Source organism: Bacillota bacterium (genome assembly GCA_040754315.1).
GTDB lineage: Bacteria > Bacillota > Sulfobacillia > DUSP01 > JBFMCS01 > JBFMCS01.
In genome coordinates this window covers 17,946-38,039 of record JBFMCS010000032.1, presented here as the reverse complement: position 1 = coordinate 38,039, position 20,094 = coordinate 17,946, and the positions used below count along the sequence as shown (strand labels likewise).

21 protein-coding genes are annotated in these 20,094 nt (G+C 59.4%); 11 read left to right on the top strand and 10 right to left on the bottom strand.

What is annotated here, in order from left to right; translation table 11 throughout:
• Nucleotides 1–10: 10 nt before the first annotated feature.
• From AB1576_06345 to mraZ, 5 genes are all read right to left on the bottom strand, one after another.
• Nucleotides 11–1,501: a UDP-N-acetylmuramoyl-L-alanyl-D-glutamate--2,6-diaminopimelate ligase gene (locus AB1576_06345; protein MEW6081385.1), complete on the bottom strand. Its 1,491-nt coding sequence runs from the start codon at nt 1,499–1,501 to the stop codon at nt 11–13.
• A gap of 64 nt (nt 1,502–1,565) precedes the next feature.
• On the bottom strand, nt 1,566–3,686 hold the full coding sequence (locus tag AB1576_06340; GenBank protein MEW6081384.1) for a penicillin-binding transpeptidase domain-containing protein: 2,121 nt from the start codon (nt 3,684–3,686) through the stop codon (nt 1,566–1,568).
• Between the two features lie 53 nt (nt 3,687–3,739).
• Entirely contained in the window at nt 3,740–4,237 is a 498-nt protein-coding gene (locus AB1576_06335; GenBank protein ID MEW6081383.1) for a septum formation initiator family protein, read from the bottom strand.
• A complete protein-coding gene (rsmH, locus tag AB1576_06330) occupies nt 4,234–5,145 on the bottom strand; it encodes a 16S rRNA (cytosine(1402)-N(4))-methyltransferase RsmH (protein MEW6081382.1) in 912 nt (303 codons plus the stop codon). Before rsmH ends, AB1576_06335 begins: the two co-directional genes overlap by 4 nt.
• On the bottom strand, nt 5,145–5,576 hold the full coding sequence (gene mraZ / locus AB1576_06325) for a division/cell wall cluster transcriptional repressor MraZ (GenBank protein MEW6081381.1): 432 nt from the start codon (nt 5,574–5,576) through the stop codon (nt 5,145–5,147). Before mraZ ends, rsmH begins: the two co-directional genes overlap by 1 nt.
• Before the next feature lie 209 nt (nt 5,577–5,785).
• Here mraZ and AB1576_06320 point away from each other — a divergent pair, with 209 nt between their 5' ends.
• Together AB1576_06320 and AB1576_06315 are read left to right on the top strand one after the other, a co-directional pair.
• Complete coding sequence (locus AB1576_06320) at nt 5,786–5,986, top strand: hypothetical protein (GenBank protein ID MEW6081380.1); 201 nt, start codon at nt 5,786–5,788, stop codon at nt 5,984–5,986.
• Nucleotides 5,983–6,330 carry a DUF421 domain-containing protein gene (locus AB1576_06315; protein ID MEW6081379.1) on the top strand — a complete coding sequence of 116 codons (348 nt, stop codon included), beginning with the start codon at nt 5,983–5,985 and terminating at the stop codon, nt 6,328–6,330. Before AB1576_06320 ends, AB1576_06315 begins: the two co-directional genes overlap by 4 nt.
• A 137-nt stretch (nt 6,331–6,467) precedes the next feature.
• Here AB1576_06315 and AB1576_06310 read toward each other — a convergent pair whose 3' ends face one another.
• Complete coding sequence (locus AB1576_06310; GenBank protein ID MEW6081378.1) at nt 6,468–7,481, bottom strand: lysylphosphatidylglycerol synthase transmembrane domain-containing protein; 1,014 nt, start codon at nt 7,479–7,481, stop codon at nt 6,468–6,470.
• A complete protein-coding gene (locus AB1576_06305) occupies nt 7,468–8,004 on the bottom strand; it encodes a class I SAM-dependent methyltransferase (GenBank protein ID MEW6081377.1) in 537 nt (178 codons plus the stop codon). Before AB1576_06305 ends, AB1576_06310 begins: the two co-directional genes overlap by 14 nt.
• Nucleotides 8,005–8,176: 172 nt before the next feature.
• Here AB1576_06305 and AB1576_06300 point away from each other — a divergent pair, with 172 nt between their 5' ends.
• Entirely contained in the window at nt 8,177–8,953 is a 777-nt protein-coding gene (locus AB1576_06300; GenBank protein ID MEW6081376.1) for an epoxyqueuosine reductase, read from the top strand.
• Between the two features lie 502 nt (nt 8,954–9,455).
• Here AB1576_06300 and AB1576_06295 read toward each other — a convergent pair.
• From AB1576_06295 to AB1576_06285, 3 genes are all read right to left on the bottom strand, one after another.
• Complete coding sequence (locus tag AB1576_06295) at nt 9,456–9,752, bottom strand: nucleotidyltransferase domain-containing protein (protein ID MEW6081375.1); 297 nt, start codon at nt 9,750–9,752, stop codon at nt 9,456–9,458.
• Nucleotides 9,749–10,147: a nucleotidyltransferase substrate binding protein gene (locus tag AB1576_06290; protein MEW6081374.1), complete on the bottom strand. Its 399-nt coding sequence runs from the start codon at nt 10,145–10,147 to the stop codon at nt 9,749–9,751. The genes AB1576_06295 and AB1576_06290 overlap by 4 nt, the downstream gene beginning before the upstream one ends.
• 572 nt (nt 10,148–10,719) lie before the next feature.
• Nucleotides 10,720–10,872, bottom strand: a complete 153-nt coding sequence (locus tag AB1576_06285) for a hypothetical protein (protein ID MEW6081373.1) — start codon at nt 10,870–10,872, stop codon at nt 10,720–10,722.
• Between the two features lie 123 nt (nt 10,873–10,995).
• Here AB1576_06285 and AB1576_06280 point away from each other — a divergent pair, with 123 nt between their 5' ends.
• From AB1576_06280 to AB1576_06245, 8 genes are all read left to right on the top strand, one after another.
• Nucleotides 10,996–11,700: a GntR family transcriptional regulator gene (locus AB1576_06280; protein MEW6081372.1), complete on the top strand. Its 705-nt coding sequence runs from the start codon at nt 10,996–10,998 to the stop codon at nt 11,698–11,700.
• A 25-nt stretch (nt 11,701–11,725) separates the two neighbouring features.
• Nucleotides 11,726–13,045, top strand: a complete 1,320-nt coding sequence (locus AB1576_06275) for a saccharopine dehydrogenase C-terminal domain-containing protein (protein ID MEW6081371.1) — start codon at nt 11,726–11,728, stop codon at nt 13,043–13,045.
• 40 nt (nt 13,046–13,085) lie between these two features.
• A complete protein-coding gene (locus AB1576_06270) occupies nt 13,086–14,027 on the top strand; it encodes a hypothetical protein (protein ID MEW6081370.1) in 942 nt (313 codons plus the stop codon).
• The gene (locus tag AB1576_06265) at nt 14,008–14,733 is read left to right on the top strand and encodes an aspartate/glutamate racemase family protein (protein MEW6081369.1); all 726 of its coding nucleotides are present in this window, start codon (nt 14,008–14,010) and stop codon (nt 14,731–14,733) included. The genes AB1576_06270 and AB1576_06265 overlap by 20 nt, the downstream gene beginning before the upstream one ends.
• A 254-nt stretch (nt 14,734–14,987) precedes the next feature.
• Complete coding sequence (locus AB1576_06260) at nt 14,988–16,553, top strand: Na+/H+ antiporter NhaC family protein (protein MEW6081368.1); 1,566 nt, start codon at nt 14,988–14,990, stop codon at nt 16,551–16,553.
• Between the two features lie 59 nt (nt 16,554–16,612).
• On the top strand, nt 16,613–17,764 hold the full coding sequence (locus AB1576_06255) for a saccharopine dehydrogenase NADP-binding domain-containing protein (protein MEW6081367.1): 1,152 nt from the start codon (nt 16,613–16,615) through the stop codon (nt 17,762–17,764).
• 103 nt (nt 17,765–17,867) lie between these two features.
• Nucleotides 17,868–18,791 (top strand): arginine deiminase family protein, encoded by a 924-nt coding sequence (locus tag AB1576_06250; protein MEW6081366.1) that lies wholly within the window; start codon nt 17,868–17,870, stop codon nt 18,789–18,791.
• 61 nt (nt 18,792–18,852) lie between these two features.
• A complete protein-coding gene (locus AB1576_06245; protein ID MEW6081365.1) occupies nt 18,853–20,094 on the top strand; it encodes a saccharopine dehydrogenase C-terminal domain-containing protein in 1,242 nt (413 codons plus the stop codon).

Genomic DNA, 20,094 nt, shown 5'->3' with positions numbered 1-20,094 from the left:
GATCAATCTTCTACCCCTCTCCCCTGTTTCCCAGTAGTTCGCCAGCCACTTCCGCGTCGTCAAAGTGTATGGTCCTGTCCCTGAATACCTGGTAGGTCTCGTGTCCCTTGCCGGCTATAACCACAACGTCCCCGGGACGGGCGCCCTTCACCGCCCTCTCAATGGCGGCTCTCCTGTCCACAATGACCTCAAAATCGCTACGACCGGCCTGCTTCACGCCCTCCGCCACCGCCTCGGCGATCTCCCTGGGCTCCTCGCTCCTAGGGTTATCCGATGTCACGATAACCCGGTCCGCCAGTCCCGCAGCTATGGCACCCATGAGAGGCCGTTTGGTCTTGTCCCGGTCCCCCCCGCAGCCGAAGACCGCGGTCAGTCTTCCCGATGTGATCTCCCTGGCCGTCTCCAGCACGTTGCGGAGCCCATCCGGGGTGTGAGCATAGTCCACAATGACTGTGGGGTCCCCGGGCCCGGAGACCACCTGGAACCTGCCTCGCACCCCCGTGAAACCAGCCAGGGCGTCCCTGATGACCCCGGGGGATACCCCCTCCCCTGATGCCGCGGCTGCGGCAGCCAGGGCATTGTACACGTTGAAGCGGCCCGTGGCAGGCATGCTCACATCCATGCTGCCCCCTGGGTAGTCCACGCGGAACCTCACTCCACCAGAGCCCACCTCCACATCGCGGGCGGTAAAGTCGGCCCCTTCATGAAGGCTGTAGGAGACCACCGGAACCCTGCAGGCACCCGCCATGAAGCCGTACGAGGGGTCGTCCAGGTTGATGACGGCACGCTTAGGGCCCCTTTTCCCCTGGCCGTGATATGGCCTTCCAAGGCTCCTGAAGAGCCGGGCCTTTGATTCCCTGTACATTGCCAGCGACCCGTGGAAGTCCAGGTGGTCCTGGGTGAGGTTGGTGAACACGCCAACGTCGAACTCACACCCCGACACCCTTCCCAACGCAAGGGCATGGGAGGACACCTCCATGACCGCATGGGTTGAGCCTGCCTCCAGCATCCTGGCAAACATTTCCATCAGGTCCAGCGATTCCGGCGTGGTATGCTTGTTCGGCACCTCGGCACCGCCAATGATGTTGGTGACGGTGCCCAGGAGCCCCGTTTCATGTCCCGCCGCTATTAGTATCCTCCTGATGAGGTGAGTCGTAGTGGTCTTGCCGTTGGTTCCCGTCACCCCGATCACCCTCAGTAGCGTGGATGGGTGGCCGTAGAACTCGCTGGCCAGGGCCGCCAGGGAAGCCCTGGTGTCCTTGACCAGCACCAGCGGCACCCCCAGGGTATCCACACGCCGTTCAGCCACTACCAGGGAGGCGCCCCTGCGCACCGCCTCGTCAACGAAGTCATGTCCATCATGGCGAAAGCCCTTTACGGCAACGAAGGCCGTGCCAGGGGCCACCGTCCGGGAATCATATGATATACTGGAGATATCTGTGCCCGGGGAGCCCTCTAGGGTGTAGTCTCCAAGGGCGTCCAGGAGATTGCCGGCGCGCAAGCGCTCACCCCCCTGCTAGTATTTGCCACAGGTTTCATTAATATATGGACGATATAGATTATGTCTATGGTTCCGCGGGTTCCCCGGGCGCCTCAAAGACTACCGTAACGGTGTGCCCAGGGGATACCTGGGTCCCGGCGCGAGGGTACTGTTCCTTGGCCAGGCCCGTGCCGATGGGCTCCATCACCAGGCCCGCAGCGGCCAGTCTCTCCGCCGCTTGGCGGAGACTCTTTCCCTCCACGAGAGGCACCCTCACAAGGCCCGACCGGGTTATCTCCTTTTCGTCGGTGTAGGCCAGCACCACGGCCCCAGGGGGAATCACGGCCCCGGGGGCTGGGATCTGCGAGGTTATTGCCACCCCGCTGCCCTCGACCCTTAGGCTGAGCCCTGCGGCGCTGCACACCTCGGTAGCTTCGGCAGGCGTGAGGTTCATAAGGTCAGGCACTGTAAGGTCCTCGGGAGCCTCCTGCTCCTCAGGGCGGGCACTCCTGGGGGACCTGTCGGGAGGCACCTCCAGGTAGTGCAGGACATCCTTCATGACCGCCGCGAACACCGGGGCGGCCACCGTGCCACCATAGTAGGAGCCTGAAGGCTCATCCAGCATCACCAGAGCGACCACCTGGGGCTTATCCACCGGGGCAAACCCCACGAAAGATGCCACGTAGCGTCCCTCCACTATCCTGCCCTCCACAGCCTTCTGCGCCGTGCCGGTCTTCCCCGCTACGTTGTAGCCTTCAACGTAGGCGCGGCGTCCCGTGCCCTGCTCCACCGCAAGCTGGAGGGCTGTCTTGAGTTCCTTCGCCGTATCCCTGGATATGACCTGCCGGAGAGCCCGGGGCTCCATTCGCATCCTGACACTTCCATCTGGGGCCCTTATCTCCCTGGCGAGCCTCGGCTGCATGTAGACGCCGTCGTTGGCGATCGCGGAAATGGCCGCCGCCAGCTGGATCGGGGTAATGGTGAGGGTTTGGCCAAAGGACATCACCGCCAGGTCCACAGGCTTGATCTCACTGGGCTGGAGCATTATCCCCACGGCCTCACCTGGGAAGTCCACTCCGGTCCTCTGGGTGAGGCCGAAGTCTACCACGTAGCGATGAAAGGTTTCCGCCCCCATCCTAAGGCCCACCGTGGCAAGGGCTACGTTGCAGGACTTCACAAGGATCCCGTAAAAATCCAGGGACCCGTGGGCCACCCCGTTGGCACAGGATACCGAGGCCCCGGGGACCTTGAGGGACCCACCGCAGTGGAAGCCAGAGCTGGCGGTGATGGCCCCCTCTTCCAGGGCCCCCGCTGCCGTGATAGGCTTCAAGGTGGAGCCGGGACTGTAAGCATCGCTGATGGCCGGGTTTCTCCTGTGTTCCGCAGGGTAGTCCTGGTAGAAGTTCGGATCGTAGCGGGGCGAGTTCGCCAGGGCCAGTATGTCACCGGTGGATGGGTCCATGACGATGACGGTTCCGCCCTTGGCCCCGTTTTCCTCGACCGCCTTCTCCAGCTCGCGCTCGGCCACGAACTGGACTACCTCGTCAATGGTGAGAAACAGGTTATCCCCATCCACCGGAGGGAAGTAGCCGTGGACCGCCTGGGGCATCTCCTTGCCCCTGGCATCGAATTCCAGGACTATCTTGCCAGGGGTTCCCCTGAGGTGCTTATCATAGTATACCTCCAAGCCCTCCAGCCCCTGGTTGTCGATACCTGCGATGCCCAGGATGTGGCAGGCCAGTACGTCCTTGGGATAGAAGCGCTTGGATTCCTGAGTAAAGTCAATGCCGGGGAGGTTCATCTCCCGGAGAGTGCGGGCAAGGTCCTCAGGGATCTTCCGCTGGACCCAGACGAAGGACTGAGAAAGGGTGAGCTTCTTCAGCACGTCAACGGCGGGCATGCCTAGGACCTCCGCCACAGCAGCCGCGGTGGCCTCGGGGTCCTCTACCTGAGCCGGGATGGCGTATACGGACTCCACATTCACGCTGATGGCCAGCTCCCGGCCCTTGCGGTCGTAGATGACACCGCGCTTGGGCTCCACGGGAACCTCACGCATCCTGGTTTCCAGGGCCATCCTGCCCAGTTCCTCCGCCCACACAAGCTGGACGTACGCCAGGCGGCCCAGGAGACCCACCAGTGCGATGGCACAGAACGCAAAAAGGAGTATGACCCTTTTCCGCAGGATCAAACCTGGCGGAGCGTGCAAGGCCTACCCCTCCTTCCCCAGGGCGGAGTCGCCCAAGGGGCCGTCGAACCCGTTCAGGGTGAACCGGCTACAGCCCGCCCTATTCCTCTCAGCAGCGTGCCAGCCAGCGTGCGCCAGAAACCCTGCCTGGACTCGGTAGCCAGATCCCTTGAAGGGTCAGGAACCTCCATAGCGACCATCCTAACCTCGCCGGGAGCGCACATCCCCAAACGCTCGACAGCCTCCTTCTCTATTCTGTCTGGGGAGCTCAACCTGGCTATTTCCAGGTCCAGTCTCTGACCTTCGCCTTGGAGCGCCCCGAGTTCCGCTTTCAGCTCCACGACCCGGTAGCCGGTGTAGGCTACCAGGGTCTGGCTGGCTACCAGGGCCAGTCCCAGGCAGGCCAGGAGCCCCACCATGGCACTGGTGGCAGCGAATTCCCGGATATACCGTGCCCTGGATGATGCCTTGGGGGCGCGAACGGCCTGAAGCCGGCTGGCTCCCGCGCGCACGGGAGCCTTGCGCCTTGCCAGGCGCCCTGGTCCTTTGGCCAGATGGGCAGCCTGTATCATGTGTATTCCCTCCCTGATGCCCCTATACCTGAGACCCTCTGGGCAGCCCTGAGCCGGGCGCTGCGGGATCTGGGGTTAGCCTCGACCTCCGCTGGCTCTGGCCTCAGCGGTCTTGGGGTTAGGACCCGGAAACAACCAGATTGACTCCATTCCCTGAAGGATGACTTCACCATGCGGTCCTCAAGGGAGTGATAGCACAAGACCACTACCCGGCCTCCGGGGAGGCAGGCCCTGGCTGCCGCCGCCAGCCCCTCTTGCAGTTCCTCCATCTCCCGGTTCACTGCGATCCGGAGCGCCTGGAAGGTCCTGCGCGCCGGGTGTGGCCCGGTCCTCCTGAACTTGGCGGGAATGGCATCCTTGATGACCTCTACCAGCTCGCCTGCGGTCTTAAGGGGCCTCCTTTTCGTGATAAAACGGGCTATCCTGGGTGCCCACCGTTCCTCGCCATACTGCCGGAGCGCTCTGGCGATATCCGCCTCCGGCCATGTGTTAAGCAACGTGACTGCGTCGATGGAGTCCTCCGGGTCCATTCTCATGTCAAGACGCTCGCCCCTGTAGGTGAAGCCCCGCTCCGGCTGGTCCAGCTGGTGAGAGGATACCCCCAGGTCCATCAGGATGCCGTGGGCTCCCTCCAATCCCAGGTCCCCCAGGATGCGCTCCAGGCAAGAGAACCTGGCCTGTCTCATGGTCACCCTGTCCCCGTAACACCCCAGTGTCCTGGCAGCCTCTTCCAGGGCATCGGGGTCCCGGTCCATCACAACCGCCCTCAGCCCCGTCCAGCGGTCCAGGACCGCCAGGCTGTGGCCTCCGCCGCCCACCGTTGCGTCCACAAACACCCCGTCACCCAAGTCCCCCAGGAGGTCCAGGACCTCCTGGACCATCACAGGCCTGTGGAAGGCCTCGCTCATCACAGATCAACCTCTGCCAGTTTCTCGGCTATGTCCTCGTAGGAGAGATCCGCCTTCTCGCGGTAGGCCTCCCACTGCTCCTTGCTCCATATCTCAACCCTTGTGGATACGCCGATGACCATCACGTCCTTCTCCAGCTTCGCGTAGTCCCTTAGTGTGGGGGTAATCAGCACCCGCCCCTGCCTGTCCACCTCTCCCTCCATGGCCCCGGAGAAGAGGTACCGGGTGAAGGCCCTGGCATCGGACTTGGTGAAGGACAGGGAGCGAAGCCTCTCTCTTACCAGTTCCCATTCGCTCATGGGGAATACGAAGAGGCAGTTCTCCAGGCCCCTGGTGACGATGAAGCGCTCACCGAGGTCCTCCCGGAGGCGGGAGGGGACTGCTATCCGGCCCTTGTCATCTATGGTGTGCTGGTATTCCCCGATCAGCACCGCGCTCTCCTCCAGTGTGTCCCCACTTTTCCCCACTTTGCTCCACCAGTACGGTCACCATTCGCCTCTACTTTGGGGAATTCCTCCTTCGCGATGGAAAAAATTTGTGCGGCAAGGTGTGGGCCCAGAATCCCGCCAAGCCCTTCACCTTGGCATTGGCCGGCATGTGCCAGGTTGCGGCGGGGAAGAGGCCAAGGGGGCATTCAGGGTTGGCTGGCTTCGCCCAGGTGGCGCTCCGGATTATCGCGGTCATACCTATCCTGGTGCTGGTGGCCCTACTCGTAATGGATAGGAGGCCCATTGCCGAGCTCCTGGTCTTTGACTTCTTGGTCCTGGTGCTCATGGGCGCCATAGTCGGGGCGGATCTGGCTGACCCTGCGGTTCCCCACACCCCCACGGTGCTCCTGTGATCCTCGTTGGCCTTCTCCAGAGGGTCATCGCCTCTCTCTCCACACGCAGGCGTGCCCTGTCCCGCCTGGTAACCTCTGAACCCCAGGTCATTACCAGGGATGGCTGGATGCTCCCCCGCCAGATGGCGAGTGTGCACTACGGCATCGATGATGTATTGATGCTCCTGAGGGAGCAAGGCGTTTTCGACCCTGCAGAGGTTGACACCGCGGTCCTGGAGCAGAACGGGACGCTAAGCCTCCTGCGGAAGTCTGAGGCAGCCCCTGCCACACCAAAGGTCCTGAGCGTGCCGGTGAGGCCTGCCGTCGCCACCTCACTGGTGGAGGAAGGGGCCATCAACGAGTAGAACCTGCCAAGGGCCGGGATTACCCGGCAGCAACTCCTGGCTCAGCTGGAAAAGAGGGGACTTTGATTGGGGGATGTATTCTACGCCTCGGCGGTTCCAGGAAGGGGTATCTACGTGGTTCCCTTTGATGACTGACCCTAGGACCACGTCCTCCCAATGGCCAGGTAGATGAAGGGGCCAGTGCCCACGAGGACATTCAGGTAGAAGGTGAGCAGCCTCCACCACACCAGGAAGTTGCCCAGGATGTCCAGGGGGACGATGAAGGAGAACAGCGAGAAGGCACCCAGTTCTATGGCGCCGGCGCTGCCTGGGGTGGGCGCCAGGGATGCGGCGAAGAAGAGCACCAGCTGGAAGGCGATTACCTGGCCCAGAGGCTGGGAAAACCCCATGCCCGCCAGGAGAACAGGGGTTATGGAGTAGAAGGATACGAGGTAGACCAGGGAAAACAGGAACATGCGGCCAAGCCGCCTGGGACCCGCCTTGAGGAGCAGGGCAAGGCCCCGGTGGAAGTCCCTGAGGCGATCCCCCGCCCACCGTGCCTGCGGGTACCTCAGGAGGCCCCCTAGCAGCCTGGATGGGTCCTCAACCAAGCCTGCCACTATTCCCAGGGCAACGATGAAAGCCAGGTAAGTCGACAACCCTATCACCAGCGCTCGGCTGGCGGTCAGGGACAGGGCCACCGCCTCCCAGGTAAGCACAAGGCTCACCAGGGCCAGGATGGCCTGGGATGCGTGGGACACCAGGGCTCCCCCGGCAACGGCCGCGGTGGACCGGGGGAGGTCCAGGCCCTTTTCCCGGAAGACGTAGATGTGCACAAGCCCCGCCCCCATGTAGAAGGGCGTGATGTTGATGGCGAAGTTGCCCGCCAGGACTGCGGGAAAGGCCAGCCTCAGGGGAAGGGGGATCCCGAAGATGCCTGCCAGCTCCCGGATCCGGAGGGCATCGGCGACCCATCCTATAAGCAGGAGGAGTAGGGCGGCAAGAATGAAGGGGGCAGGAAGGCTCGCCAGGATGTCGCCGAGATCCTGCTCCAGCCGGTAGCGATGAAGCAGGATATATATGACGATGAAGCTCAGACCAAGGGATGAAAAGAGCCCAAGCGCCATCCTCTTGGGACTGAACCCCTCCATGCCGCCCCTATTGGTTGCCATCTTGCCCACACCCCGTCTCCTGCCCAATTTGATAAAGGAAGAGCCGTCTTGATGGGTCCACCTGTGCCGCCCTCCAACCGGGCATCACACGCCTGTAGCTCACCACCCTGGCTCCTGTCTTCAGTTCCCTCTCAAGTTTCTCCCTGAGCCTGTTGTGGGCAGCCGGTGAGAGGTACAGGAACACCACGTCAGCCCCGGATAGGTCCACCCGGAAGAAGTCTCCCTTCACTATCCTCACAGACGATAGGCCCTTGGCGTACACCATGGCCTTCAGGAGCCAGCACTTGACCGGGTCTATCTCAACCCCCACCACCTGGGCCGCCCGGGTCTTGGCGGCCCGGAAGAGCACCCTGCCATCCCCCGCCCCCAGGTCGTAGAGGGTCTCATGGCCCGCCAGCTGGGCCATGTCCAGCATGCCGTCGACTACCCTCATGGGCGTGGGGCTCCAGGCTCCCCCCCAGAAAGAGGGGACTACCACGGAGCAGAAGAGCGTGAAGCCCAGGGCGACGAGGAGCCATGCCATCACTGGAAAACCTCCCCTTAAGGCTAATGGGGGTTCTTCCACAGTTTCAGCGAGCCTGTCCAGATTCCTCCTGGACCAGTATATATTCCCCCGCCGAAAGGACCCCGTGCCCCGCCCGGCGAATGGATCTGGCAAATACCGCCTGGCCATGCTAGGCCTGGGGGGCTCGAGAGTGAGCCGTCAAGTGATACAAGAGGCCCTGCGGCACTTCATGGAGAGGCCCGGAAACGCCCTGAAGGCCCATGGGGGCATGCGCATCTGGGATGAACCGCTGGTAGCATTCGCGGATGCTGAGGACTTCATGTTCGAGAGGCTTAGGGAGCCAGCCGTGGGCATGCCTGGCTTTCGCCCCCCCGGGGAGTGGCTGCCCGGGGCCAAGACGGTTATATCCTACTTCCTACCCTTCAGCGAGGAGGTCCGGTCCTCGAACTACCGCCCGGGCCTTCCCTCCCCGGAATGGTGTTCCGCGAGAATAGACGGGGAGGCCTTTAACGACAGCCTTCGCCGCTTCCTGGTGACCCACCTGGAGGGCCTGGGCTACCAGGCTGTGGCCCCTGCCCTGGCCCAGGAGTACACCGTGAGGGACCTCTCCTCCAACTGGTCCGAGCGGCATGTGGCCTTCGCCGCCGGCCTCGGAACCTTCGGCCTGAGCAGGTCATTGATAACCCAGCGGGGTTCGGCAGGGAGGTTCGGAAGCGTTGTGACTGACCTGGAGATGGAGGCCACCCCCAGACCCTTTATCACGCACTACTCCCACTGCCCCTGGCTGGACCGGGGTGAGTGCGGGGCCTGCGTCGACCGGTGCCCATCCGGCGCCATCACCACAGAGGGAAAGGACAAGGAAGCATGCAGGCGCTACATAGATGATGTGGTGAAGCCCATGTTCGAGCCCAGGTACGGCTGCGCCAAGTGCCAGACCGAGGTGCCGTGCGAGACACGCATACCCTGATCTCTAAAAAAGGCCACCCATCCTGAGGCGGCCCGCCTATCGTTTACGGAGGGGCATGCCGAGAGAGCACTCATAGAGAGGTGGCCATCCTGGATTGCCGCGCAAAGGTTTCAGAGCCAGCAGTGTCGACGTCAAGGGATCGGAGAAGGCCGGAAGGCACGATGGACTTCGCGGGCACCATTTGATAGGCCTGCCGCAAAGAAGCAAAGGTCCTTTCCACTCAAGTCCCAAAACCCAGCACCAGTACCCAGAAAAACGCAACCGGATCGATCTTGCGGTTGCGCTTGATTAGGCCTATGCGTGGGGATCGTCGATTACACACATCTGTTTCTTCTTGGGGTGTTGAGGGAAGACATTCTACTAGGGCCGCCCAAATTCTACTGGTTTCCGATCCCCAGGGATAATATGTCACCTGTGTACTGGCCTTCCGGGACTTAACCGAATACCCATGAGTCTGTGACTAAATGAGAACTTGCAGCAACGGCGGTAGACTCCCCGCTTCTTAGGCCGAGCTGTATATCTCCACCCCGCGTTCTTCAACCCTTCGGCGCAGATTCTCATCAAGACAACTGTTCATGTCCACGATGTCAATCTTATATATCCCCGCTGCTTCGTCCAGATCCAGCCGCACTGCAGCAGGCAGTTTTCCCTCACAGTAGACAGCGAGATCGATATCGGAATTGTATCTGTAGTCCCCCTCAGCCCGTGAGCCAAAGATGACTGCCCGGGTTACATTGTCGCTTTTTTGGAGTTCTTTGATTATGGCGCTCACAATGCGTTGTGGTAATCCCAAATTCATCCTAGCACCTCCTTCATCTTGTTCGCAAAGGCAGCAAAAGAGGCAAAATACACCCCTCTGATCCTATCGTAGATCTCTTTGGCCATTTTCTCGTTATAGGTATGCACCGTAAGATTGCGATCATCAATCATCTCAATCCAGACGTCGCCATTGATTATCAAGCCTGCGGCAAACGCTTCCTTAAAAGCGGAGCGCGGAGAATTAACAGCCACTATTCCTTCGTAATCAAGATAGGCCCTCATCAACTTCCAGGCCAGCTCATAAGCGAATTCAAAGCGTTGGATCGTTGCATCATAAACAAGAGGATTCGAGGTATTTTCGTCCAAGGCCTCTCCAAGCCGCGAGACTGCTTTGCGATACTCCTCCAATCTCTTCTTGGTCCTTTCATTGTTCATGCAACGCCCTCCAATCTGTTTTACTGTCCCCTTTTCCGGAAATTGACTGAAGGTGCGCTTATCAGTTCCAGGAACAATATGCCATCGGTCTTCTTGTGGAAACTGGGATAGAATGCAAGGGTGTATGTTCGACATTTCAGCCTCGCCTGTGAGGTCGTGCCCCCGGCAGGCCATTTTCTGGTTCTCGATCGATGGGCGACTCTTGCCCTTCCCTCCGTGGTCTCATTCAACGCATCTATAGATGATCCTCTTCCCAGGAACCATACATTACAGCCCGACTTTGGCGACATATTTTGTCAATACCCAGTGTAACGGGCAGTGGTTGTTGTTCGCGAGGGGATTTTCTCTACTACACGTGATATCGCTTCAGCAAGGGGTTCAGGGAACCTTCGGCTGACGAGGTCGCTGCAGCAGTCCAAGCCTTGCAGTTGTCCGGGGGCCGGCTCGGTGATGCTACTGGCCTACTTTTTGCTCCCCTTGGGACCAAGGCCGTTCAGCAAGCACCCGCCTGGTTGTTGCAGGGCCTGTGGCGCCTGCAGGGGTTGGTTGGCCTTGAGCGTGGAGTTTCTGCTCTATAGTATTGAGTAGTTAAGGTAGTCCTTCATCTCCCTGCAGGCTTCTTCCATGGTATTCTTTCGGCGGTAGTAGCTCATTATCTCGGCCGCAGGCAGTTTTTCCGCCGCCTCGTTACTGATGAAGCACAGGATCCCATCCAGGCGGCTCATCCTGCCTAGAGCCTCCTGGTGGACTTGGTGCTCTCAGGCATAGAGAAGCTGCCGTCAGAGAAGGGATTCTGGAATGGATGCAGAAGTGGATCCAATATCGTATCCAACCATGGGGAGTGAAAAATGCCTTCACACATGACGCCCGGCGACAGGGACATTGGACCCGAAGACAGAGTATACAGGGAGATCAAGAGAGCCATCGTCACGCAGGTGCTTCCCGCAGGCTCACAACTGGTGGAATTAAGGCTCGCCGAGAGGTTCGGGGTAAGCCGCACTCCTATCAGGAACGCTCTCAGGAGACTGTCTTATGAGGGGCTCGTGAAGATGGTTCCAAAAAACGGGGCTTTTATAGCTGAAATGTCTGCCAGTGAGATCGAGCAGGTCTACAGGGTTAGAGAGGTCCTGGAGGGCTTCGCGGCCAGACTGGCGTCTGCTGCCATAACGCCGGAGGAACTAGACAGGCTGGAACGGCTCCTCGAAGAGGAAGAAAAAGCCTGTCTGAACCAGGATTTCGAGGCTTACGTATCGGCGAATGACGCTATTCACGGGCTAATCGCGGACGCTTCGCGGAACGAGGTTCTGGCCTCCATTCTGAAGAGCTTGTTAGACCGCAGCAACCTGTGCCTCATATTCTACGACAGTTTCTTCGGGCTTCCCATCGAAGAAGTGAAATCCATAAAGGAACATCACAGGCTGCTTGAGGCACTACGCGCAAAGAACCCTGAGGATTGTGAGAGTGAAATGCGCAGTCAGATAAGGTCAGCGTTTGAGCACCTCAACCTGAATTACCTGAGGCTGAGGGAGATGCGGGCGAAAGAAACTTGGTGAAAAACGAACTGGAGGTGTCACCGGCGTGAAGACCATTCTTGTCCTTGGCGCAGGCAGAGTTGCCAGGCCGTGCGTACAATATCTTCTCAGAAACCCTGTATACCACCTGAAGATAGTGGATCGCGATCAGGAGAATGCCCAGAACGTGGCCGGTGGGCACCCAAGAGCAGAGTCCCTTTCGCTGGATGCGAGGGGGACGTTCTCGCTCATGCTGGAGGCTGACATCGTTGTCAACCTCCTCCCCGCTCATTTCCAGGCCGAAATCGCCGCGCTATGCCTGGAGGCCAGGAAGCCTATGGTAAGTGCGAGCTACCCTAGTGAAGGCACGCGTAGCCTCCATGAGGAGGCGGTGAGAGCCGGCATAGTGCTGATGTGTGAAATCGGGGTGGACCCCGGCATCGATCACATGCTGGCAGCGAAGGCCATCGACCGCGCAAAACGTGAAGGAGGGACCGTCACCGGCTTCAGGTCCTGCTGTGGCGCACTCCCTGCGCCTGAAGCGAACACCAATCCCTTTGGATACAAGTTCTCCTGGTCGCCTCATGACCTTCTTGAGGCATCCCGGCGACCAGCCAGGTACCTGGCTGGCGGGCTCGAGGTTAAGGTGCCGGGAGAAACGCTGCTGGAACACTACTCCCTGGAGTACGTGGAGGATCTGTGCTGGTTTGAAGTCTACCCTAACGGAGACGCCCTCCAGTACAAAGACCTTTACGGGATACAAGAGGTCAGGGAAATCTTCCGGGGGACATACCGCTACACCGGATGGTGTGAAACCCTATCCGCTTTGATCAGCCTTGGAATACTCCGCGGAGAGAGGATGGATCTCACCGGCATGACCTACGGGGACCTGTGCCGCAGCCTTCTTGGAGGGGGCAAGGCTTCGGATCTCGAGGAGCGCTTGGTTGCTCAGCTGTCGGTCCCGAGGCATTCAGCGGTTATGAAGAGGATACAGTGGCTTGGGCTTCTGGATGAGCGTGCCACCGGGAGAAAGGAAGGCTCAGTGAGAGAGGCTGTCACTGATTTACTCTTGGAGAGGCTTCGCTATGAGAAGACTGAACGGGACATGCTGGTCATGCAGATTGAGCTGGATGTGGAGGAAAAAGGCAGCACCCGAAAGAGGCTTGTCTCAACACTCGTGGATTACGGGGTCCCTGGCGGAGACAGCGCCATTGCCAGGACCACGGGGCTTCCGGTAGGGATCGTGTCGAGCCTCATCCTTGAGGGAAGGATCCGTGAGGCCGGGGTGCAGATCCCCATTCACCGGGCGATCTATGAGCCTGTGCTGGACGAACTTGAGGTCGAGGGATTGCGGTCCCGCAAAGAAGAGGCGGTGCTCAGCGGCTGACAACACGCTCCAAGGCAATGGCGCAGGAGGCAGGCACAAGATGAGGATTAGCTTCGTGAAGGGCCACATGGGCGGGAATACCATCGTGGTGCTCTGCGGCGATGAAGTCCCAAGGGAAACCGAAATAGAAGTCTCCCTGAGGGCCATGGGGCATACGTGCGTCAGCGGCCATGAGGCAGGGATTCTGTACGCTCCGGAGGGCCATGGAGACATCAAGGCAAAGATAGTGGGCTTTACCTCACGCAGGTTCATCAGCGCCTGCGGCGGCTTCACCCAGGTTCTTGGCAAGGCTCTTGTTGAGGCTGGGCTGGCTGAGAGATTTGGAATACCGGTCATCGAACCCGTCACGAAGGTGCATATCGAAACAGATGCTGGCCTGGTGGAGGTCGCTATAGAGGTCTCAGGGGGAAAGGCCGGAAAGGTCACAACCGATATGGGAGCATTCCTCTCAGAGTGCTACGACCTGGGAGTAGGGCCCGTCCGGCTGCCCGGTGTCAATGCAATGCGGGTGGGCAAATTCCTCGTACTGAATGCAGACGAGGTCAGAGCCGCGTGCCAAGAGGCGGATTTCGACAAGATGAACACGGCGGCGCTCGAAACACTCGTAAGGCTGCAGGAAGGCTTCAAGGCGATCACGGGCCAAGAAAACCTTGATTTTGCCCTCTATGACTGGCATCCCCGCCAGGGCGGGGACTTAAGGGCTGTTTACCCCCACAGCATTCCCTCAGGGCACGTAGAGCCTGCCTGTGGAACGGGTACGGTTGCCATTGGGGTCGCGTGCGCTGAATCAGGAGAGATGGACGATAGAGGAGTACCTGATGAGGGCCCTGCCATGCTCCGCTTCGAGACTGGAGGCGGGCCGAACCTGGCTGGACCAGAGGTAACGGAGCTATCAATGACTCTCCGGCGCGGGAGACCTGTAAAAGCCCGGTTCTCGCACTCTAAAGTGGAGGTGACGGCTGATGGCCGGATCTGGCTCTGAGCGTGACAAAGGGATCTTCATTGGAATACTGCGCTGGGAAAGCGGGCCGCAGGACCTTTCGCAGTTTGAGGCCATCCCCGGCCATTTCCTTCACCCTGATACGTTTGAGTTTCCGGTCCGCTTCGAGCGAGTTAAGGGGGCATCCTTTTCCACGGTCGTTGAGATGCCGAGCCCTGAGGTGCTCCAGGAGATGGTAAGGGCAGCAAAGGAGATGGAGAGGGATGGCATACGAGCTGTGACCACCAGCTGCGGCTTCAACGCAATTTTCCAGCACCACCTGGCGGCTGCCGTAAGGATCCCGGTATTCACGTCAAGCTTGCTCCAGGTCCCCATGGTGCACACCATGATAGACCCTGGCAAGGCAGTTGGGATCCTGACCGCAGACGAGCGCTTCCTCACGAAGGAACACTTGCAGGCAGTGGGTATAGACGAGAGGATCCCGGTATGCATTGCGGGGATCCAGGACACTGGTGTTTTCTCCCGAGTTCGCGATGAACCCGGTGCCACGGTTGACGTCGAGAGATTCCGGGCACAGGTTGTCGAGGTTGCCATGGAAAGAATCGTAAGGCATGACCCCAGTGTTGGCGCGATAGTCATTGAATGCACGGACTTGCCATCGTTCTCTCCCGATATCAGGAAAGCGGCAAGACTGCCGGTGTTTGACATCGTAACACTGACCAACTGGGTTTATTGGAGCCTCCATTGAGCCGGATGACCTCTTAGCATCATGACCCACAAGAGGAATACGAGTGGAAGGCTACCTCCGTCACCCAGTAGGTCCAGAAGCGCCCCTTCACGCAAGGTATACCTTGGATGCCTTTCTCTTTAGGAGGCCTGGGAAGAGAATCTAATGACTGCATGGAAGGGACTATCAGTCTCAAGGGGGTGATCGATGAAGAGGGAAATGTCGGTTCACGGCCTAGCGGTGCCGGACCACGCTTCTATTAGGAGGGATGGAATGTGGAAACGACTTTTGGCATCCTGTCCCTTTTGCCGCCCATTGTGGCTATCGGGCTGGCAATCTGGACCAAACAGGTCATCCTGAGTCTTTTCTTGGGCGTGTGGATAGGGGCAACCATGCTGGCTCATGGAAACCCCTGGGTGGGGGTGGTCGATTCCTTCAGGCACTTCCTTGTGCCTAACCTGGCGGATTCATGGAATGCATCGGTCATCGTGATGCTTGTGGTCCTGGGAGGCTTCGCGGCCCTCATAGAGAGGGGTGGCGGCGCGCATGCCTTTGCTGAAGCCATGCGGGAGCGCATTACCAGTCCTCGGAGCGCTCAGACGGTAACGTGGCTCGGCGGGCTTGCCATCTTCTTCAGCGATTCTACGAACCCGGTGGTTGTCGGTCCAATATTCCGGCCCATCACCGACAGGGTGCGCGTGTCCAGGGAGAAACTTGCCTACATCGTCGACTCTACTAGCGCCGCCGTCCCATGCCTCCTGCCCATAACCTCCTGGGGGGCCTACATAATGGGCCTGATAGGGACGGAGTTCCAGGAGGCCAATATCACGGAGAGCGTGTTTCTTGCGTTTACCAGGAGCATACCATTCCAGCTTTACACGATAGCAGCGATACTCATGGTACTGGTCATAGCCGCCACAAACCTGGAATACGGGCCGATGCGGCTTGCAGAGATGCGTGCTAGGCGTGAGGGCAAGCTCCTGAGAGACGGAGCCGAGCCCTTGCGGGATGAGATCGAGGTCAAGATCCCAGATGGCGCAAGGCCAACCGTGTGGAACATGTTTCTCCCAATCATCTGCCTTGTGATCTGCATCTTCGGCATGTTCCTCTGGACGGGAGGGTTCCCCGGGCGCGGCTTCTTCGAGGCATTCCCGCACGCCAGCACCATGCCTTCCTTGATAATGTCCTTCTTCGTAGCCGGTGTCGTAGCCTTCATAATGGGCGTGAAAAGCGGGGTGTTCACCTTCAAGACCGGGATCCGCAACTGGATGGAAGGCGTTCGCGGCATGATGGATGCCATGGTTATCCTGGTACTTGCATGGGGGATAGGCAGCGTGTGCAAAGGAGTCGGCACGGCCCCGTACATCGTGGGGATAGCTGAGGGCGCGCTTTCACCCCACCTGCTCTACCTTTTGATCTTCCTAGCAGCCGCGGCAACGGCCTTCTCGACCGGTACCTCCTGGGGAACGTTTGCCATATTCATGCCGATCGCCATACCCCTGGCCCTGGCCCTGGATGTATCCATATACCCGGCGATCGGCGCGGCCCTAAGCGGGGGAATCTTCGGAGACCACAGCTCCCCCGTCTCAGACACGACCATCCTGTCCTCGATCGGGTCTACCTGCGATCATATAGATCACGTGACAACACAGCTGCCTTACGCGCTGACTGCTGCACTGGCAGCCGGGGTCGGGTATATCGTAGCTGGCTTTGCGCCCAGCGGCCCCCTTGCTCTTAGCATCACGCTGGCAGTGCTGGCTGGAGCCATACTCGCCATATCCAAAGCCACGGGCAGGCCTCTTCTCTTGGAGGAAAAACCGGGCAGCAGCACCGGAGACTGAGTACGAAGTGGGGGGAGGGCTTGCCGCCTCCCCCCGCCTGCTAAACGAGGGGGTTTCCGATGGATCTTATTGTCCTGGGTGGGGCGGGCTTGATCGGGTCCGAGGTGGTCAGGGATCTGGCAGCTACAAGTACGTTTTCCCGTGTGGTGGTAGCCGATGCTGACATGTCAAGAGCCGAAAGCCTGGTATCCTCCCTTGAAGACAGCAGGTTCAGGGCTTTTCCCCTGGAGGTGGAGGACGAGAGGGCCCTTCTCCGGCTAATCGGGGAATTCCCACTGGTGTGCAACTGCCTCCCCTTCAAGTACGATACCTACGTCACGGAAATGGCCTTGAAAGCCGGCGTGAACGGGATTGACATCGGGGCCACAGCCGAGCAGCTAAAAATGCATGAACGGTTCGAGGAAGCTGGCCTTACCTTCGTGGTGTGCTGCGGGATCTCACCCGGCGTCACCAACATGATAGCCCGGTATGCCCTGGATCGCTGTGATGAGTTGCGTGACGTGCACATCGCCTTTGCCTCCTACAGGGCCCTCGCGACTGCTCCGGGGCTCGTCCATACCACCACGTGGGAGGTGGATCCCCAGGAGACAGGGAGAATGTACCTGAAGGACGGGCAGTACCACAGGGTCCCCCCATTTTCGGGGCCTAAGACTGTGCACTTTCCGCACCCGATAGGGCCTCAGGAGACCTACTACGTGCCCCATTCAGAAGTCTTCACGATACCACGCTCTTTCCCGTCGGTCAGGAGTGTGAGCGTGAGGGGAACCTGGACACCGAAAGTACGTTCTTACCTTCGGTTTCTTCACGAGTTCGGGTTCTTCACCGCCGGAAAGGTCAGGGTCGGGGATGCAATGATCGAGCCCATGGAGTTCATGGAGCGATTCGTGTTTTCCAGCAAAGTCCTGGCTGAGGAGGAGATATGGGGATTCGGGCTCGTTGTGGAAATCCAGGCCATGCAGGGCGGGCAGCCCCTCACTCTCTCGTTTTACACAACGCACCCGCCCGAGGATGCCTGGGGAATACCTGGAGCGTATTCGAAGAACACTGGACTCCCCATGTCTGTGGGCACCCAGATGCTGGCAGCCGGTGTAAGCACCCGGGGTGTCGTATCGCCGGATATGTGTTTTGAAGCCTCGTTCTTCTTTAACGAATTGAAGAAGCGGGGCTTGGTGCTCAATGAGCGCTCAGGCCATCTTGACCTTGAACCCTAGGACCACGGCGCTTCTTTCCGGGATACACTCGGGGACTACTTCCGGGCGAAGTAAAAGCGGTGAAAGAGTATTTCCTCTTTGGGGGATCTGGGGAGGAATCACGATGGAAGTAACCGGCGAGAAATGGTTTCCGTCTCATGATACGTTTATTGAGGATATGGGGGATTTGTGGGGTGACTGGGGCGTCACGTCGGAGGTTGAGCCCCTCCGGGCAGTACTCCTTCACCGGCCGGGGGCTGAGATCGAGGGCATAGGCGACCCCATCGCGTACAGGTGGCGAGAGGCCATGGACCCCCATCTGGCGCGGAAGCAGCACGATGAGATGGCCGCTCTCTACAGAAGCCACGGCGTTGACGTCTACTACGCCGGGGAAACGCGCAGGGACCGGCCGAACGCCTTGTTCGTCAGAGACCTAATGTTCATGACACGAGAGGGTGCTATCATCGGCAGGCCGGCCATGGCAGCAAGACGCGGGGAGGAAAGGTATGTGGCGCGCGCGCTCGCGGAACACGGTGTGCCAATACTGAAGACTGTAAATGCCGACGGTATTTTCGAGGGCGCATGCTGCATGTGGATCGACCCGGAAACGGTACTGCTAGGAACAGGCTCCCGGTGTAATTCGTCTGGTGCCAGGCAGGTGGAATATGAGCTGAGAAACATGGGCGTTGAGCACGTAATCCCTTTTCAGATACCGTACGGGCAGGCTCATATAGACGGCGTGATGAACATGGTGGACAGGAATACCGCAATGATCTTCCCGTGGCAGACACCTTACGACGTTATTGCCGCCTTGAGAGACAGGGGGTTCCGGATACTGGAGGCATCGGATATTGACGAGGTTAAGAATACCTTTGCCTTGAACTTCGTGGCACTAAAACCAAGCACGCTCTTAATGCCCTCGGGCAATCCCAAGACCAGAACCATCCTGCAGGATGCAGGAGTGGAAGTGATCGAGCTTGATGTTTCGGAATTGCTCAAGGGGTTGGGAGGCATCCATTGTATGACCGGTTTTTTGCGCCGGGGCTGATTCATCTTTTCCCTCGCGCAATTGCCGGGCCCCAATTGTGCCCGGACTGGGGGTTCCTGCAGTGAAGAAGAGAGTCTTGCTTCTCGGTTTGGGAATGCAGGGCAAGGCTGCGCTTCATGACCTGGCCAAGTGCGACGCGGTTTCGGAAATAGTCGTGGCTGACAGGCTCCAGGCCCTGGAGGATGGCATGTTGCAGGTTCACTCTCCGAAAATCACAGGGATCGTTGCCGACGCCCGTGACGGCGCGCATATATCCAGGTTAATGGCGGGCGCGGATGCCGTCCTGGATTTGCTTCCCTCGGAGTTCGCTTACCCATTGGCTGAGCTTGCGGTTAAAACAGGAGTCCATCTCGTTAACGCCTCCTACCTAACGGACCCAGGCGAAGAGGATGCCTCCAGGCTAGAAGCCGCCAGGGAGCGCCTTCACCAGCTGGACCTTGATGCAGGGGAAAAAGGGGTATGCGTTCTCCCCGAATTTGGCATGGATCCCGGGATAGACCTCATACTGTGCCACCAAGCGGCCAGGGACCTCGATGAGGTTCACGAACTCGATTCCTACGGAGCGGGTTTCCCTGAGATCGACGCGGCGGGGAATCCTTTGAAATACAAGTTCACATGGTCCGTCAAAGGCGTCTTCAAATCCTACTTCAGGCCAGCGCGCTTCTTGCGTGACGGGAGAGTCATCCGTATCCCGGCGGTGGAGATGTTTTCCCCTCACAACACTCACATGCTTTATCTCGAGGAACTCGGCCATCCTCTTGAGTGTTTCCCGAACGGTAATTCCGCCCGGTACGTCCATGCGCTTGGCATCGAGAAGACCGTCAGAACGATGGGCCGGTACATATGCCGCTGGCCAGGTCATGGCCAATTCTGGGACACTATGGCCAGGTGTGGTTTTCTGGGGGATACACCTTTGAAAGTGGGAGAAAGCGAGGTGTCGCCCGCAGACTTCCTCGCAAGCCTGTTGGGCAGCCAGGAGCAGTTCTGGTATGCGGAACGCGAGCGGGATGTTGCCTTGATCCGCGCAGATGCCCGTGGGGTCAAGAACGGGCAGCGCGTGAGAACCGTATACCAGGTTATCGACAGGAGAGACCTGGCAACAGGGTTTACCGCCATGGCACGCACAACGGCATTCACTGCAAGCATTGGGGTGCAGATGATACTGAGCGGCATGTTTAAACCGGGCATAGTCTCTCACAAAGATGTCCCGTTCAACCTCTTCGAGGAGAGCCTTTCTGCGCGCGGCATCAAACTGACACATACCGGGGGGCACTGGCCCATAACTGGCGACGTGAAAAGATGA